General features: G+C 53.3%; 17 protein-coding genes and 1 riboswitch. Of the genes, 3 read left to right on the forward strand and 14 right to left on the reverse strand.

The features are described 5' to 3' along the window. Positions 1–46: 46 nt before the first annotated feature. A riboswitch (SAM riboswitch) is annotated at positions 47–180 on the reverse strand. Positions 181–667: 487 nt separating this feature from the next. Then, positions 668–1603, forward strand: coding sequence for a magnesium/cobalt transporter CorA (gene corA / locus KJS42_RS03985; protein WP_155607073.1), 936 nt, complete (start codon positions 668–670; stop codon positions 1601–1603). A gap of 356 nt (positions 1604–1959) precedes the next feature. Here corA and KJS42_RS03990 read toward each other — a convergent pair whose 3' ends face one another. Beyond that, positions 1960–2964: an HRDC domain-containing protein gene (locus KJS42_RS03990; RefSeq protein ID WP_193418343.1), complete on the reverse strand. Its 1005-nt coding sequence runs from the start codon at positions 2962–2964 to the stop codon at positions 1960–1962. A 237-nt stretch (positions 2965–3201) separates the two neighbouring features. On the opposite strand from KJS42_RS03990, the gene KJS42_RS03995 reads away from it, so the two are divergent. After that, a complete protein-coding gene (locus KJS42_RS03995) occupies positions 3202–3504 on the forward strand; it encodes a DUF3055 domain-containing protein (protein WP_155607071.1) in 303 nt (100 codons plus the stop codon). A gap of 203 nt (positions 3505–3707) precedes the next feature. On the opposite strand, the gene KJS42_RS04000 is transcribed toward KJS42_RS03995, so the two are convergent. From KJS42_RS04000 to KJS42_RS04040, 9 genes are all read right to left on the reverse strand, one after another. Then, positions 3708–4589, reverse strand: coding sequence for a 5'-3' exonuclease (locus KJS42_RS04000; RefSeq protein ID WP_213622121.1), 882 nt, complete (start codon positions 4587–4589; stop codon positions 3708–3710). A gap of 37 nt (positions 4590–4626) precedes the next feature. Beyond that, complete coding sequence (locus KJS42_RS04005) at positions 4627–4989, reverse strand: arsenate reductase family protein (RefSeq protein WP_193418347.1); 363 nt, start codon at positions 4987–4989, stop codon at positions 4627–4629. A 13-nt stretch (positions 4990–5002) separates the two neighbouring features. Then, positions 5003–5986: an RluA family pseudouridine synthase gene (locus KJS42_RS04010; protein ID WP_193418349.1), complete on the reverse strand. Its 984-nt coding sequence runs from the start codon at positions 5984–5986 to the stop codon at positions 5003–5005. Then, positions 5983–6549, reverse strand: coding sequence for a cob(I)yrinic acid a,c-diamide adenosyltransferase (locus tag KJS42_RS04015; RefSeq protein ID WP_193418351.1), 567 nt, complete (start codon positions 6547–6549; stop codon positions 5983–5985). Before KJS42_RS04015 ends, KJS42_RS04010 begins: the two co-directional genes overlap by 4 nt. Before the next feature lie 127 nt (positions 6550–6676). Continuing rightward, on the reverse strand, positions 6677–6895 hold the full coding sequence (locus KJS42_RS04020) for an aspartyl-phosphate phosphatase Spo0E family protein (RefSeq protein WP_193418380.1): 219 nt from the start codon (positions 6893–6895) through the stop codon (positions 6677–6679). A gap of 198 nt (positions 6896–7093) precedes the next feature. Further along, positions 7094–8302, reverse strand: a complete 1209-nt coding sequence (locus KJS42_RS04025; protein ID WP_213622008.1) for an aminotransferase class I/II-fold pyridoxal phosphate-dependent enzyme — start codon at positions 8300–8302, stop codon at positions 7094–7096. 13 nt (positions 8303–8315) lie between these two features. Continuing rightward, complete coding sequence (locus KJS42_RS04030) at positions 8316–8816, reverse strand: Lrp/AsnC family transcriptional regulator (RefSeq protein WP_213622009.1); 501 nt, start codon at positions 8814–8816, stop codon at positions 8316–8318. Between the two features lie 147 nt (positions 8817–8963). Next, entirely contained in the window at positions 8964–9350 is a 387-nt protein-coding gene (locus KJS42_RS04035) for a spore coat protein (protein ID WP_213622010.1), read from the reverse strand. A gap of 27 nt (positions 9351–9377) precedes the next feature. Then, a complete protein-coding gene (locus tag KJS42_RS04040; RefSeq protein ID WP_193418355.1) occupies positions 9378–9611 on the reverse strand; it encodes a hypothetical protein in 234 nt (77 codons plus the stop codon). A gap of 185 nt (positions 9612–9796) precedes the next feature. Here KJS42_RS04040 and KJS42_RS04045 point away from each other — a divergent pair, with 185 nt between their 5' ends. Beyond that, complete coding sequence (locus KJS42_RS04045) at positions 9797–11038, forward strand: NAD(P)/FAD-dependent oxidoreductase (protein WP_193418357.1); 1242 nt, start codon at positions 9797–9799, stop codon at positions 11036–11038. Between the two features lie 5 nt (positions 11039–11043). Here the strand turns inward: KJS42_RS04045 and KJS42_RS04050 are convergent, their stop codons facing one another. The 4 genes from KJS42_RS04050 to KJS42_RS04065 all read right to left on the reverse strand — a co-directional run bounded on the left by KJS42_RS04050 (position 11044) and on the right by KJS42_RS04065 (position 15966). Next, on the reverse strand, positions 11044–12246 hold the full coding sequence (locus KJS42_RS04050) for an MFS transporter (RefSeq protein WP_213622011.1): 1203 nt from the start codon (positions 12244–12246) through the stop codon (positions 11044–11046). Positions 12247–12417: 171 nt separating this feature from the next. Beyond that, complete coding sequence (locus KJS42_RS04055) at positions 12418–13008, reverse strand: hypothetical protein (protein ID WP_213622012.1); 591 nt, start codon at positions 13006–13008, stop codon at positions 12418–12420. A gap of 138 nt (positions 13009–13146) precedes the next feature. Then, positions 13147–13563 carry a DUF350 domain-containing protein gene (locus KJS42_RS04060; RefSeq protein WP_155607061.1) on the reverse strand — a complete coding sequence of 139 codons (417 nt, stop codon included), beginning with the start codon at positions 13561–13563 and terminating at the stop codon, positions 13147–13149. A gap of 36 nt (positions 13564–13599) precedes the next feature. After that, positions 13600–15966 carry an endonuclease MutS2 gene (locus KJS42_RS04065; RefSeq protein ID WP_213622013.1) on the reverse strand — a complete coding sequence of 789 codons (2367 nt, stop codon included), beginning with the start codon at positions 15964–15966 and terminating at the stop codon, positions 13600–13602. Positions 15967–16031 lie beyond the last annotated feature (65 nt).

Consider the following 16031-nt stretch of genomic DNA (forward strand, 5'->3'; position numbering starts at 1 on the left):
ACCTCTCTCACGGGGAGAAAGGTCATTACGTATCCGGTATGCGCCTCTCTCATCTCTCAGAAGCCGCTCAGCGTTCGAAGCTGACAGTTCTGCAAGAATTAGCACCGCTGCGATTTTTTAGGAAAATCGCCGGTTGCCGGGTATCATCGGGCTAGTCCCTCCACCTGCTCTTGATAAGATTTCGCTATATTTAGTTTAGTTAAGGACCTCGGCTTCGCGCCTACTCCTTGACATTCACTTTAAAGGATCTGGCGGCATTCCGTCAAGAACCTGAGAGAAAAATCACACGAATATTCATGGACCGCTTTGAACCGGCTCACATAGTATACTTTTGGGTTGAAACATTTCATTCGCTGGCGTTATACTAGACAAGTGCCTTTAGGCCCAGACGGCCCTAGGGTTTGACGAATGTTCAAACAACCTGAAAATAGCGAGGTGAAACCGAGAATGGAAGGCGACCCGAGTCCGCAGAGGACAACCCAGGAATACCAATCGCATAGGAAACCGACCCGCTGGATGCCTGCGGAACGCTTAGGGCACTTTCTTTTCCCGGTGTTTGCATAAACGCCTTTTTCATCGTTCCGGGCAAGCCACGGTTGGTCCCTTTCCTATGCTTCAACCAAGAGCATCCCAGGCCGGCAGGCCCGGGGAAAGGGAGTGAAAGCTTATGAAAATTCGTCATGTCCAAGCCGGCGTATTTACCCCTGTAGAAGATGTGGAACTGACGACCACCGCTCCGGAAGAAGGCTTCTACTGGATCGATGCCGACGTCGATGATCTCGCCCTGCTGCAGCCCTTATTTTCGCTGCACGATCTGGCTGTAGAAGACTGCTTGAGCGAGGAAGAACAACGTCCGAAGATCGAAACCTACGATAACCACTATTTTATCGTGGTGAACAGCATTCGGTATGATGATGAAGAAATTTTTCTGCGCGCGTTAAACCTCTTTTTGGGACGGCATTATATCATTACGGTTACTAAGCAAAAAATTAACGAGCTTCGCGCCGTGAAGCCGATTCTGTGGGAACAGGAGGTCAGCGAGCCCGACCGGTTCCTGTACCTGCTGGTCGACCTGGTGGTCGATAACTACTTTACCGTCGGCGACCGGATCGAAGTAAAGATCGAGAAGCTGGAAGAAGATATCTTGATGCATACCAAACGTTCGCATCTGAACGAAATCATCGGGCTGCGAAGCGAAATCCTGTGGCTGAAGAAAGTGCTTGGGCCGCAGAAGGAAGTCATCAACATTCTGAACAAGAAAGACCTCCGGCTGATCGACGACCAGTTGCAAAAATATTTCAGCGACATTTACGAAAACGCCGTGAAGATCTCCGAGAACTTCGATACGTTCCGCGAACTCGTCGGCAACTTACGCGAGGCCTATCAGGCCGCCATCGCTAACCGAGCCAACGAAATCATGCGCGTGTTTACCGCGATTACAACAATCTTCATCCCGTTAACTCTGATTACCGGCATCTACGGTATGAACTTCGACCATATGCCGGAGCTGCATTCGCAGTACGGCTACTTTATCGTCCTCGGCATCATGCTTGCCTTGGGTTTAGGGATGTTTTATATATTCCGGAAAAGGGATTGGATTTAGAGGAACGTACACATTTGAACCATGAGGCCAACTTGGACGATAAGTCCTCGTTGGCCTTTTTCGATGGATGAGTGGACGTACAGTTGATTTCGGGATAAATATGTATTTTTCCTTATATCCCCCACAAATGAACTGCATTTTTGCAGTTCATTTGTGTTTTAGCGACTAAAACGGCCGAACGAACTGCACTTTTACAGTTCATTCGGCCGAAGGAGGGCTCAACCCTCCGGCTGAAGCTCGAGTAGGTCCTCAGGCAGTTGCCTTTACTGCCTTTACCGTCTCTACTGCTATACTCCGTTCTTACTGTTCCAGCTACTTTTACTGCTGTTACTGGCGTTACTGCTGTTTCCGCCGTTTTACCCCGCGTGCCGAGCGCTCTCCCGCTGGCGGCGGTACCGGATGCGAATCAGGCGCAATCGTTCATATAACGTATCGAGACTGCTGCCTTCTGCGACTTCGGTCCCGTACACTTTGTGCAAGACCGGCTTCAGGAGTGCATCACCCAGCTCTTCGTAAGCATGCCAAACGGCCTGTTGCTCAGCTTCAGACATCTCTTCCAGCTCTGCACTCACCAAATCATCGGTGTTGTAGCCTTCCTTCTCCAAATTCTCCAGTAACTCGACCGCATCCCGCCGCTCAATGCCCGTTCGCATGCAAATATCCTCCACCTTTAGCCCTTCCGCCAACGCCTGCAGCGCAGCCCGTCGGATGCTGAACTTCTCCATCTCGGCCCGGTATTTGACTTCCTTCTGTTTATACAGCCAGGTACGGAATACCTCGCCATCAATCTCCTGCTCGACCCAATCCAGCGGGAACGTCCGCTTTCGCTCCACCGCTTTCGTGATTTCGAGCAGCTCAGCTCCGTATTCGCCGGCTTTGTTCTCCCCGACGCCCGGCAACTGCAGCAGTTCATCCGCCGTTTGCGGCAAAAATACGCTGATCATCCGCAACAATCGGTTGCTGGCAATCAGATAAGGCGCTTTGCGTTCCGCTGAAGCTTTCTTCCGGCGCCATGCCGTCAATTCGTTGTAAACCGGCTCGTTACCGTTTAACTCGCTATAGCAAAACAGCTTCTGCGCCGCCATGCCGCGCCCGGTCACCCCTTCCTTCTCATCCCAAATGCCTTCCATCACGGGGCGAAATCCCTCGCCCAGCTTAGCGGCTAATCGATGGCGATAAACATGCAGCATCTCCGACCAGGATGACCCTTCATACCACAGATCTTCACTCTGGCCGTCAGCCAACAGCTCATTCCAGCCCATCCGCCAAACGCCTTCCTCCTCTCCAATCCACACCTGCGCCCCCTGGATCATGGCCCCGCTATCCTTCTTCTCCAAACTGTTTAAAAATACGATTCGCATCAACCTGTCGCCTCCTTAAAATTTCAGCTACGAAGGAGTATCTTACATGAACCGCAAACGCAAAAAGCACCTCTTCCGCGAATTTCGCAAAAGAGGTGCTTCCCCCAAACGTAACCTGTTATCCCTAATAATACCATGTTTAACCAAGCTGTCAATGCGGATTTTTTCATTGTCCCATCGCTTCACGTTTTCCGGTATAATAGCGAGAGACATTCCCAATTCAAGGAGGCATACAGAATGAGCGACCCGCATCAAGAACTCGATTTCCTGTCCGACAGCACCGAAAGCACCTCGACCCGATTCGTTACCTTTATCGGCGGATCCCTGAAACGCTTTGACCTCGCGGTCACGACCACCAATCGTTTTTATGGCAAGAAGCTGGTCACCGACCTGCATAACGGACGCACGGCCATTCTTGGCACCGACGATTTGGACGAGGAAGGTTACCTCGAGCATATTTATAACCTGACCGAAGAGGAAGGTTCCGAGCTGCGCACGTTCCTATACCAAGTCCTGGGAGAGCCGTACTTCACCGATTAAAGGGATGAATTCAAGATTCGATGTCAAAAAAACTTCTCGAATCACTTCCGTGAAACCGGCTTTTCAGCACCGAGAAGGTTGGATGAAGCTAGGGACTGAGTAGCGGAGCGTAGCTGGAGGCTACGTGAGCAACGGAAGGCCCGGCTGAATTCAAGATTCGATGCCGAATCCGCTTCCTGATTCACTTCGTGATCAAAAGTCGGTTATACAACGCCCATCCAGGCGCTGACGCTGGCCATCTCCAACTCCTCGAACTTGGAGACCACTTGAGCTGCGTTCAACTCGAGCCGGCAAGCTTCTACCGCACACTCCAACTCGATGTCGCAGCGGATGGTGGCCAGTTGCCGGGAGAGATGGAGCATGTCCAGATCGGCTTCGATTTTGGCGCGGACCGACTTGGACAGCTGGTCCAGGTTGGCCAGGATCCCTTCCACCGAGCCGTGCTCCTGCACCAGCTTCAGGGCTGTTTTCTCGCCGATGCCGCGCACGCCCGGATAGTTGTCGCTCGTATCGCCCATCAAGCCCTTCAGATCTACGATCTGTCCGGGCGTTAACTGCTTCTCCTCCATCAAGGCCTCCGGCGTATACACCATGTAATTGCCGTGGCCTTTCTTCATGATGATCACGCTCGTCCGGTCACTAACCAGCTGCAGCATGTCGTGATCGCCCGTCAGCACCAGCACGTCCATCTCCTGACCAAAGCGGGAAGACAACGTCCCGATGCAATCATCCGCCTCGAAGCCCGGCGAGCTGACATTCGGAATGCCCAAGCTGTCCATCACCTCGCGGATCATCGAAAACTGCGGGATCAACTCTTCCGGGGCATCCGAACGATTGCCCTTGTAGTCGGTGAATTGCTCCGTCCGGAACGTTTTGCTCCCCAGATCCCAGCAGCAGGCGATATGCGTCGGCCCAAACCTCTGTACGGCATCCCAAAAATACCGCATAAACCCATACACCGCATTGGTTGGAACACCCGCCTTCGTACGGCGGATATACCCTGTGGCAGCCGAAGCGTAAAAAGCACGGAACATCAGCGCCATGCCGTCCACCAGCAGAATCGTATCTTTACTGCTTTGCACCAAATTCACGATAATCCCAAGCCACCTTTCTCTTCAGAATTTATTTGCTCCAAACCTGCTCGTAGGTTTCTTCCTTGTACCCGACGGTCACATTCTGGCCATCAGTCACGATCGGGCGTTTAATCAGCATCCCGTTCGAGGACAGCAGCGCAAGCTGTTCTTCCCGCGTCATCCCCGCCAGCTTGTCCTTCAAGCCTAATTCCTTGTAAACCTCGCCGCTGGTATTAAAAAACTTCTTCAATTCCAACCCGCTCTGCTTCACCAAATCATCCAATTCAGAGGCGCTAGGCGGCGTTTCCTTGATATGATGTAACTCCAATTCATGCCCTTTGGACTGTAGCGATTTAATCGCATTTCGGCAAGTCCCGCATGGCGGATAATGATATACAGTCAACTTGCTCACGTTGGTATTCCTCCTAATCATTTGCAGAAAAAAATAATCTGTCTCCGCGCAGAAGCTCCTCGAGCTTCCGCATATCCGCGGGCAGCTTCGACTCAAAGGTCAACGCTTCACCGGTAAGCGGATGGCGAAAGCCTAGCTCCGAGGCATGCAGCGCCTGCCGTCCGATGGCTCCGTCTAAACGTGCGATCGCCTCGCGCGCAGGCTCCGGCAGTTCTGCGAGGCCCGGCAGCCCGTAGAATTTATCGCCGATCAGCGGATGGCCGATCGACGTCATATGCACGCGGATCTGATGCGTCCGACCGGTGCCGAGGCGTAGCTCGGCCCGTGCTCCCTCCGCATACGATTCCGCCACCTTATAATAGGTCAGCGCCGGATAACCCGACGGGGTCACGATCCGGCGATGAGGTTCCTCCGGATCGCGGTCAATCGGACCGTCGATCATCCCTTCCGGCACCGACGGACAGCCATGCACCAGTGCCGTATATTTCTTGGTTACCTCACCGGCGATCAACTGCTCGGAAATATGTTGGTGCACATACGCATTTTTGGCAATGGCGATCAAGCCGCTTGTCTCCTGATCCAGCCGATGCACCGGACGAAACCGGAACTTCGCGCCTTTCTCCTGCCAATAGTGCACGACGCCGTTCGCCAACGTACCCGTATAGTGGCCATGCGTTGGATGCACGATCACTCCTGCCGCCTTATCCACGATGAGCAGCGCTTCGTCTTCGTACACGATGTCAAACGGGATCGGCTCTGGCAGGATATCGGTGGACGTTTCCTTCTCCAGCGATACGCTCACTGTGTCTCCGGCTTTGACCGGGACGCTGATGAATACCCGCTCCCCATTCAGCATCACTCCGCGCTCCGTCAACTTAATCCGGGACAGCAGCTTCCGAGATACGCCTAACCGGCGCTGGAGTACGGTTTTGACCGTCCACCCTTCTTCCGTGGCAGGCACTTGATATTCAATCGGATCATAATACTCGGATCTCACTTGTTGCCAAACACCTTCCCGCTCCGCACGTATTCGATATCCGCAACCTTGGCATGGTGATTGGCGTTACGGGCCGCTGCGAAGAAATAGTCCGATAAGCGATTCAGATATTTCAGTACCTCGGCATTGATCTCCTTGCTCTTACCCAGCGTGACCACCCCCCGTTCCGCGCGGCGACATACCGTTCGACAAATGTGAAGGACCGCAGCCAACGGTGTTCCGCCCGGCAAAATAAACTTCTCCAGCGGCGGATTCTCCAACTCATACCGATCGATCCAGGCCTCCAATTGCTCCGCCAACTCCGACGTGACCTTATAGCGGCTTTCCGACAACTTCACGTACGCAAGATCGGAGCCGCAGTCGAACAATTCCTGTTGAATTTGCAGCAACTGCTCGTGAAGCTCACCAAAGGTTTCCTCGTCCGACAAACAGACCGCTTGGCCAACAAAACTATTGAGCTCATCGATCGTACCGTAAGCCTCCACCTGCGCATCGTCTTTAGTCACTCTACCGCCGATGACCGAGGTCTGACCCTGATCACCGGAGCGCGTATATATCGACATTCAAATTCCTCCCCGTGGCATACTCTCGTACCATCTTACCATAAATCGCAGCCCGGCTGGTCATGGAACTACTGGAACCGCAAAAGGGGACCCGCATGCGGGTCCCCTTCCAAGTGATAAAGACAGGTTATCGTCTATTTGATTTTGGATTGGATTTCATCGTTTTCATGAATTCATTGATCTTTAGGTCCAATAAGCTGCTGATTTCAATCACAATATCCGATGTAAAGGATTTTTCCTGCAGGAAGAGCCGTTCCATCTTGCTGCGCAGCAAGTGAATTTCGTCCTCCAGCGTTACGGCTTGCGGTGAATGCGGCCGATCCTCTTGATCCATCCATGGGTGCATGTCGCGGCCTTCAGCGATTAGAGCATTATCGTATGGCAAGTTGTACTCACCGCGCAAAAGAAATCCCTCCCTGAGAAACTAAAACCTTCTTCCAAAATCAAATTATACCATGTATATAAAACTTAAATCAATTAGAAAATGAAAGAAATGTTAATTAACTCCAAATTCCGAGGGTTTTCGAGTTTTATCGTCAGCGAATCAGCCTTGTTTCAATTTATGGACAAATTGCTCCATACGATTAAGGGCTTCGTTCAGTTGGTTCACTCCCGTCGCATAGGAGCAGCGAAGGAAACCTTCCCCGCCGGCGCCGAAGACGTTGCCCGGAACCGCTGCGACCTTGGCCTCAAGCAGTAAACGTTGGGCGAATTCCTCCGAGCTCAGTCCCGTTGAGGCGATGCTCGGGAAAGCGTAGAACGCCCCTTGCGGTTCATGGCATTCTAGCCCGATATCGCGCAAGCCCTGGACGATCAACCGACGGCGCTGGTTATAGGACTCTACCATCTGGTCTTTATCCGGAAGCCCGTTCTTAAGCGCTTCGAGTGCGGCGACTTGCCCCATAACCGGAGCGCACATCACCGTGTATTGGTGAATTTTCAGCATCGCATAGATCAGATCAGGATGGCCGCAGGCATACCCCATTCGCCAACCGGTCATGGCAAATGCCTTGGAAAAACCGTTGACGAGAATCGTCCGGTCTCTCATCCCCGGAATCGAAGCGAAGCTGACATGCTTCTGCCCGTAGGTTAGTTCCGAATAGATTTCGTCCGAAATGACGATTAGATCATGCTCCTCCACGAGTTTGGCGATCGGCAGCCAATCCTCGTAGGTCATAATACCGCCTGTCGGGTTGCTCGGATAATTTAAAATAAGAACCTTCGACTTGGGCGTGATTTTCGCCTTAAGGTCTTCAGCTTGCAGCTTGAATTCGTGGCGGGCATAAGTCTCGATTTCAACCGGCACTCCTCCCCCGATCGAAGCGATCGGCGAATAGGAGATATAGCAAGGCACCGGAACGAGAATTTCGTCGCCCGGTTCGATCAACGCCCGCAGCGCAAGATCGATCGCCTCGCTGCCGCCAACCGTAACGAGAATTTCATCTTTGGGATTGTATTTCACGTGATAACTCGTGTCCAAGTATTCGGCGATCGCTTCCCGAAGCTCAGGCGTTCCCGCGTTAGACGTGTAGCTCGTATATCCGCGTTCCAGCGAGTACACGCAGGCCTCCCGCACATGCCATGGCGTAATAAAATCCGGTTCTCCTACGCCTAACGTGATAATATCCTTGCTTCCGCTTGCCAGGTCGAAGAAACGGCGGATGCCGGAGGGTTGAATCTCCCGGACCCGCGGGGCCAAATACGACGTCATCGTTTTATCCGGTTGCTCAGCACGCTGTGATTGAATGCTCATAACATAACTTCCTTTACGGAGATATCAACAAACGGCGATCTTCCTCGGGATCCTCGAAAATGATACCGTCCTGCTTGTATTTTTTCAAAATAAAATGAGTTTTCGTCGACAAAACCGACTCCAGAGTGGACAATTTGTCGGAGACGAAGCTCGCCACTTCCTTCAGGTTGCGGCCTTCCACTTCCACCAGCAGATCGTACGCGCCGGACATCAGAAATACCGATTTGACTTGGGGAAACAGGTATACCCGCTCCGCGATCGCCTCAAAGCCGCGCCCACGTTCGGGCGTAATTTGCACTTCGATCAACGCCGTGACCTTCTCGTCATCCAGCTTGCTGGAATTCACCACCGTCGCGTATTTGACGATCACATGGTCCTCTTCCAATTCCCGGATCGCTTCCGCCACTTCTTCCGAAGACGCGCCAATAAGTGTCGCCAATAAGTTCGCATCCCGGCGGGCGTCCTCTTTGAGGAGGTCCAGCAGTTTGAGCTTCATTTCGCTTAGTTGTTTCATCCCTCATCCTCCAGCGATGCTTCCACAAGCCCCTGAAATTCAAACGGCCTGCAGAACAAATTTAATACTTATATTACATGAATTTTGTGCGTCTGCATAGGAAAACCGTCCACTCCAGGTGAGCTTTCGGAATGGACGGTTCTACAATTAAATATAGTAGGGCGCCTGCACATTAGGCCGATGCGCTTCCACGTTAGCCGGATGCGCATGGGGCGTCCAACGGGAGGTTCGACGCTCGGTAAACTGGCGCAGTTCCTGCTGTTTATTTTCCGCTTCCTGCAGCTTACTGTCCAATATTTGACGTGGCGCTGGAGCTGGTGCCGTATAGATCCCCTGATGTTTCATCAACTCATATAGCGTCCCTTGCAATCTCAAGGTGCTATTCGTCAACTCCGTAAACAGCTGCCGGACGGCTGGACACGAAGACTCCGTTGTTGCTGTTGTGTATTCCCGGACCGTACGCCGTAAATCGGCCAAGATAGATTTCAACAAATCGTTCTGAGGTAGAAGCTCTTGATTGTCCGTCTGATTCATCGGGCTGTTCCTCCTAAAGACAAGTGGTTAATGGTTTGGCGTCGGAGCCGCCATTTGATGTTGGCGCAGCGAATCCGTCAATTGGTGGAGATGATGCTCATGTACGCGAATGTGCTCCAGCATCGCCTGCTCGATTTCAAAGTTTTGCGAAACGGCGGCGGCCGCCGCGCAGAGCTTGCTTAGCATTTCCTCATTAGAGATCGAATCGGCGATATAGTCCAGTTCTTTCATGGACAACGGTTGCATCTGAGAGTACATCATCGGGTTTCCCTCCTGGTGAATGATCCTACTCACGGTATTATGCCCTGCCGCCGTGAGGATATGTTATAGATGAAAACCTGACTTGTTGAGCATGCGCTTATAGAGGGAGGGTTCGCCGTTTTTAGTTCATGGCGGTTGGATATAATGATGGAATCCCTAACGATTGAAAGGATGAACCGGCATCAATGAAACTTCATACCGGCAAACTTTTTTGGCCTTCTACGCTGCCTGTTGTGGCTGAATATCCCGTGCTTGACTGTGATCTTCACTGCGAAGTGCTCATTGTGGGCGGCGGTGTCAGCGGTGCGCTCTGCGCTCACTTACTGGCAGAGCGAGGAATCGATGCGATCCTGGTGGAACGGGACCGGATCGCCGAAGGAAGCACGATGGCTAGCACGGGCTTACTGCAATATGCCAGTGACAAAACACTGGCTTCGATGATCCGAACCTTTGGAGAGGAACCGGCCGTTCATTTTTACCGGCTCAGCCAAACGGCTCTGGAACGGTTAAAGGAGATCTCCAACAGACTTGAAGGCTCAGCACGTTTGACGGAACGCAGCAGCCTTTACTTGGCGAGCTCCGAGCAGGACGTTAAAGCGCTTCGGGAGGAATGCGTCACGTTGCAACGCTTCGGGCTTCCCGCTATATGGTGGTCGGCTGCCGATCTCGAGGAAAGATTTCCGTTTCGTTACCCCGGCGCGATATACGCGGGAGGAGATGCGGAGATGAACCCCTATGCCTTCGTTCATGGCTTGGTGCAGAAGGCGGCACAGCTAGGGGTGAGAATTTTTGAACGGAGCAACATGAACGGCAGCGAGCGAACTGACGACGGACGGATCCTCTGCCGCTGCGGCAAAGGGAGGGTGACGGCTAGGCACGTCATTTGGGCAACCGGTTATGAGACCCAACAATTTAAGAAGGAGAGTGGCGCTCATTTACGCGCCTCTTACGTGACCGTTACGGAGCCGGCGGCTTCTCTGAACGGTTGGTTCGAACAGTGCCTGATCTGGGAGACGGCCAGGCCGTATCTCTATATGAGGACAACAACCGACGGACGGATCATCGCCGGCGGGCTGGATGAGCTTCTGCCTGGCGGTAAGCTACCAGAGGGTCGAGAGATCCGTCAATGCGAAAGGCTGCTGACAGAGATTCATCGGCGGTTCCCGGATCAGGAGGGCTTGACCGCTCGCTTTGGCTGGGGCGCCGTATTCGGGGAATCCCGGGACGGCCTTCCTTTTATCGGGCCACACCCGAATTATCCGAACTTTTATTTTCTGGAGGGTTACGGCGGAAACGGGACGGTCTGCAGCATGATCGCAGCGGAGATGATCGTGGATGAACTGACCGGAATCCGGCGGGAGGACATGGCCATGTTTTCGCTAATGCGAAGTTCGAAACCCAAGCCCGTGCCTGCACGGCTGCAGTAGGTCCTTTAGGCGGCCTTGGTCCCTCGTTTTAACAGCCGACGCAAGGCTAACCAGCTTAGCACCGGCGTAGCTCCCAAAGCGAACATTAGCCAGGTGATCGTTGGCATTCGCGGAATCATGGAATAGACGGTAATAAACAACAACGTGCCCCCCAAACGGCCAACGGTCATGCTAAGCTCGCGCAACACGATCAGCTCAACCCGCCCCTCGACGCTTTCTGGACTATTGCCAATCAAGTCGAAGACCGAGGAGATGACCGGTATCAGGTAAAGCGGCAAAAACAATGACGTCCCTACCCCCATCACCATGAGGGTGGTGTAATTGACTTTCCAGAGCAACGGAATGATCACCACGGTGATCAGCAAGGCTCCGACCAACATCCCGTGGTAGCGTGCACGGATCTTCAACCATTTCCCCACCGCCCAGAAGCTGACCAGAGAAACCAAGGACGTGACTAGGGAAAATTGCCCGATCCGCCACTCTGCCGAAGTACTGATAAAGATCAACAGATTGATCAGGAATGAAAACACGCCCTCGCGTAAACCATGAGCTGCCGAGGCCGGAGCAGCCTGGCGCCAGGGGCTGCCCTTCTTCATGTAATGGACCGGGGCTAACCAGCTGTATGGCCCGCCTGTTTTTCTTTTTTTCAACCAAAAGCTCAGCAGGATCCCGACCCCATAAACAATCAAAGAAATCGTGAAGATGAGTCGGTATCCGGCTTCACCCTGTTTCATGGAGATGAGCCAACCGGATACCCACGGGCCGAAGATCCCGATCACCGAACCCAGAATTCCTACCCAGCCATTAAATCGATCCCGAGTCTCGACATCGGTGACTTCGAAATAAACGACGTTGAAGGACAACCAAAACAATCCCGAACCGGTCCCGAACAATAAACCAAGCGGCCATATGTAGTCCACTGTCTGCTTGCCTGTCCAAAGCACCAGCAAATAGAAGATGCCTGAAACGATGATCCCGAGCCGCAGAAAGATCATTTTATCGCGTTCCTTCACCCATTTCCCGGCAATCCAGAAGACAAGTCCCAGTGCCAGCTGTTGGCTGAACGTAAACCAGGAGATCAAGTTAAAATCCGGTTTGACTTTCCAGATGTAGACGTTCAGGAACGTGCCCGACAAGGCGCCGGCAAGCACGAACAGACCGTTCACTGCCAACAGCAGGATGGATTGGCTGTTCAGCTGTTTTTTCATGAATTTGCTCCCCCGCCAAACTTCGAGTTTCCCCCTGTAAGAGGTTGTGCAACTGTAAGATACCCAAAAATGGCCGAAGCATGAGACGTTCCCGGGAAGCCCGAGGACCCTTGGAAGCCAAAAAGCCCCGTCCGTAAAGGACAGGGCGTATCACTGCCAATTATTTATAGCTTACTCATTGTCTTCCTCGCCGGAGATGGTGCGGATCATGGCGATCCGAGAGGCTTCATTCAAAAACCGGCTGACGTGGAAGCAGGCGGAGCATACATATACGTTCATCTCAGCATCCTCCGATAGGAGCGGGCGGGCGCCTCCGGCTGGGATAGCTGCTACAAACCCGCCATCCAGCGCGGTCAATTTCTGCTTCCCGGCATAAACCATATATTCCCGACAATGCGGGCATTCGGGTACCTCATCCTGTCCGTCAAGCAGCTTCTCGACGCCGGTTTCGTACTTCAGCAAATCCCCGCCTGAAGCCGTAAACGCCTCGATTCGGCGGACGGCGCCTAGATGCACTTCCCCTTCTTCCTCCCAAAGCGAATCGCCATCCATTTCCTCGTCATCTTCGTCGTGACGATGCTTCCGATCTTGAAAGGGATGATCATTCTCCTCGTCCTCGAACTCATCATCTTGGCCAAGCGAGATGTTGACCGTCCGATAGCCCTTCAATTCGTTCTGGCAGTGAGGACACTCCTCCTCCGGCCCCAGCTCTTCGTCCCAAACGATTTCCGTTTGGCACCATGGGCAAATCGTCGTTTCCATACCATGTTCGTCCTTTCGTTATCAAAATATTAAGCATTCCACAAATAAATAATGCCCGCGGCCAAAAACAGAATAGAGGCGATAAATAACACCTTGACCAGGTTTTTCACGTCGTTTCTACTCCTTCAATTTAGATCCCTAACCGATACAAGCGCCGATCAAAAAAGACACCGCCACCGAAACGGCCATGGCGATAAAACCGACGCTCGAGTTCCCCGCCGCGATTTCTTCGTCGATGCGGAATACCGGCGTTAAGAACTCGAATAACAAATAGGCAGCAAACAGCAGCAAGGCACCGACCGATGACCAAATCATGAAATCGTAGATGGACGGATGTGCCGCCGCATAACGGATGATGTTGGCTAACCCGAATATTTTGCCGCCGGTTGCCAGCGATGCGGCCATGTTGCCGCGCTTGATCTCCTGCCAACAACGGTACCTTGCAAACAGTTCGAAGCAGGAAAGAAACACAATCAATTCCAACACCGCTACGGAAAAATATCCGATCATCAGCCCCAGCGGTTGCTCCAAGAGCGGATCAATGCTTTCCTTCATAGCGCCCTCTCCCCTTTGCCATGAGGCTATTCGTTCTTACTTCAGCTCGGCTACCGTCACACCGGTACCGCCTTCTCCGTAATTCCCTAGGCGATAGCTCTTGATATGCTTATGCATGCGAAGATAATCGGAGATCCCCGTCCGCAAGATCCCTGTGCCTTTCCCATGTATGATATAAATTTGGCCTAAATTACTTAAGTAAGCTTCGTCGATGAAGCGGTCGACCTCGATTAACGCCTCCTCCAGGTTGGCTCCGCGTAAATCCAGCTCGCTGCGAACGTTCTCGTCGCGCGTACGCTTGACGTTGGCTACCGTCCGTTGGACCGGCTTGCTGGCCGGGGCCGCAGCGATCAGCTCTATGTCGTCCAGGCTCACCTTCATCTTCATGATGCCGAGCTGCACAACCGCTTCTTTGCTGCCGGAAAGCTCCACGACGTGGCCTTTCTGATTCAAGCTGTACACCATCACCTCGTCGCCCGATTCGATCTGACGCGGCGGTTTCGCGGCCTTGCGTGCTGCCCCGGCTTTCTTGCGACGTTGCGGCTCGGCTTCATCCAGCTCCTTACGGGCAGCGATCAACTTATGCTCCTTAACGGCCGCCCCTTCCTCCAGCGCCAGTCGACGCAGATCCGCGATGATCCGCTCGGCCTCCTGCCGTGCCTTGGCGATGATCGCCGATGCTTCCTCCTCCGCTTTCTCGAGGCGTTTATCCCGCTGCTGCTCCAGCTTCTCCAGCTCCGTCTCGTGACGTTTGCGGAGCTCTTCCATTTCCCGCCGCAGCTGCTCGGCCGTTTCCCGCTCCTGCTCCGCACCGAGGCGGTTCTGCTCCAGCGAGGCGATCATATTCTCGACGCGCATATCCTCTTCGGTCACTTCGCCGCGGGCATACTCCAGGATTCGCTCCGACAGGCCCAGCCGCTCGGCAATGGCGAACGCATTGCTTCGTCCGGGAACTCCCACCATCAGGCGGTAGGTCGGACTTAACGTTGCAACATCGAACTCCATGCTGGCGTTGATGACGCCTTTCCGTTCGTAGGCATAGGCTTTCAATTCGCTGAAATGGGTCGTCGCGACCATCCGGCTCCCGAGCGAATGGATATGCTCCAGAATCGCGATGGCGAGCGCCGATCCTTCGGCCGGGTCGGTGCCCGCGCCAAGTTCATCCAGCAATACAAGGCTCTTAGGCGTCATCCGGCTCAAAATCGAGATGATGTTCGTCATATGGCTGGAAAACGTACTCAAGCTCTGTTCGATGCTTTGCTCATCCCCGATATCGGCGTAAATCGCGTCAAAAACGCAAAGCTGGCTGCCGTCTTCGGCGGGAACGAACAACCCGGACATCGCCATCAGGCTAAGCAGACCGATCGTTTTCAAGGTGACGGTCTTCCCGCCGGTGTTCGGACCAGTTACGATAATCGTCGTGTATTGATTCCCCAGCTCTACGTCGATGGGTACGACCTGTTCCGCCGGAATCAGCGGATGACGGCCCTTCTTCAACTTGAGGTAGCCGCGGTCGTTCATTCGCGGAAGCGTTCCCTTCAACTCCCGGGCCAGTCGGGCTTTGGCGAAGACAAAATCCAGTTGGCCCAGTACATCGCCGTCATACAACAGTAGTTCGGCTTGCTCGCCGACGAGGGCGGTAAGCTTCTGCAAGATAACCTCGATTTCGCGTTCCTCACGCAGCCGCGTCTCGCGCAGCTTATTGTTCATCGCCACGATCGATTCCGGCTCAATGAACAATGTAGCGCCAGATCCGGATTGGTCATGCACGATCCCGCCGAAATGGGCGCGGTATTCTGCTTTGACAGGAATCACGAAGCGGTCGCCGCGAATCGTAATCAGTTGATCTTGTAGCATCTTCGACACCGAAGACGAACGAATCATCGCGTCAAGCTTCTCCCGGATCCGTACTTCCCCGCCCCGCAGCTCACGGCGGATGCTGGCGAGTTCAGAACTAGCCGAATCCAGCACCTCCGCGCTTTCATCAATGCAGCGTTTGATCGCGTCTTCCAAAGGCTTCTGTTCGCTTAAAGTATCGCTTAAGTTGAACAGCAGCGGGACTTCGTGCTCTTCATGCATCGAAGCGATATACCGTTTGATCCGGCGCGCCCCTTCCAACGTGGTCGCAATGCCTAGCAGCTCGTGTGGATTCAGCGTCCCGCCGATCCGTGCCCGTTTGACCGCCGGAGTGATGTCTACAATCCCGCCGAATCCGGGCGCGCCTTTGAGGCGATCCACCTTAAAAGCTTCGTCGGTGGCTTGCAGCAGCCGCTTAACGTCTTCCAAATCGATGACGGGCTGCAGCGCTTCCGCCGTTTTTTTCCCGAGCGCCGTTTGGGAATAGGCTGTCAATTGATCTATAATTTTTCGATATTCCATGGTTTTAAAAATTTTCTCGTCCAAGTACGTTCACAACTCCCCTCGGGCTATGATCTCATTATAACGAAACCATTCATTTTTCGCCATTT

The organism is Paenibacillus sp. J53TS2, assembly GCF_018403305.1.
GTDB classification, from domain to species: Bacteria; Bacillota; Bacilli; order Paenibacillales; family Paenibacillaceae; genus Fontibacillus; species Fontibacillus rhizolycopersici.

What these genes read in the sequence shown, in the direction of transcription:
- KJS42_RS04045 (WP_193418357.1), top strand. Translation starts at nt 9,797, where the DNA reads ATGAAACTTCATACCGGCAAACTTTTTTGGCCTTCTACGCTGCCTGTT.
- KJS42_RS04035 (WP_213622010.1), bottom strand. Translation starts at nt 9,350, where the DNA reads ATGAATCAGACGGACAATCAAGAGCTTCTACCTCAGAACGATTTGTTG.
- KJS42_RS04015 (WP_193418351.1), bottom strand. Translation starts at nt 6,549, where the DNA reads ATGTCGATATATACGCGCTCCGGTGATCAGGGTCAGACCTCGGTCATC.
- corA (WP_155607073.1), top strand. Translation starts at nt 668, where the DNA reads ATGAAAATTCGTCATGTCCAAGCCGGCGTATTTACCCCTGTAGAAGAT.
- KJS42_RS04025 (WP_213622008.1), bottom strand. Translation starts at nt 8,302, where the DNA reads ATGAGCATTCAATCACAGCGTGCTGAGCAACCGGATAAAACGATGACG.
- KJS42_RS04040 (WP_193418355.1), bottom strand. Translation starts at nt 9,611, where the DNA reads ATGATGTACTCTCAGATGCAACCGTTGTCCATGAAAGAACTGGACTAT.
- KJS42_RS03995 (WP_155607071.1), top strand. Translation starts at nt 3,202, where the DNA reads ATGAGCGACCCGCATCAAGAACTCGATTTCCTGTCCGACAGCACCGAA.
- KJS42_RS04020 (WP_193418380.1), bottom strand. Translation starts at nt 6,895, where the DNA reads ATGCACCCATGGATGGATCAAGAGGATCGGCCGCATTCACCGCAAGCC.
- KJS42_RS04030 (WP_213622009.1), bottom strand. Translation starts at nt 8,816, where the DNA reads ATGAAACAACTAAGCGAAATGAAGCTCAAACTGCTGGACCTCCTCAAA.
- KJS42_RS04055 (WP_213622012.1), bottom strand. Translation starts at nt 13,008, where the DNA reads ATGGAAACGACGATTTGCCCATGGTGCCAAACGGAAATCGTTTGGGAC.
- KJS42_RS03990 (WP_193418343.1), bottom strand. Translation starts at nt 2,964, where the DNA reads ATGCGAATCGTATTTTTAAACAGTTTGGAGAAGAAGGATAGCGGGGCC.
- KJS42_RS04060 (WP_155607061.1), bottom strand. Translation starts at nt 13,563, where the DNA reads ATGAAGGAAAGCATTGATCCGCTCTTGGAGCAACCGCTGGGGCTGATG.
- KJS42_RS04050 (WP_213622011.1), bottom strand. Translation starts at nt 12,246, where the DNA reads ATGAAAAAACAGCTGAACAGCCAATCCATCCTGCTGTTGGCAGTGAAC.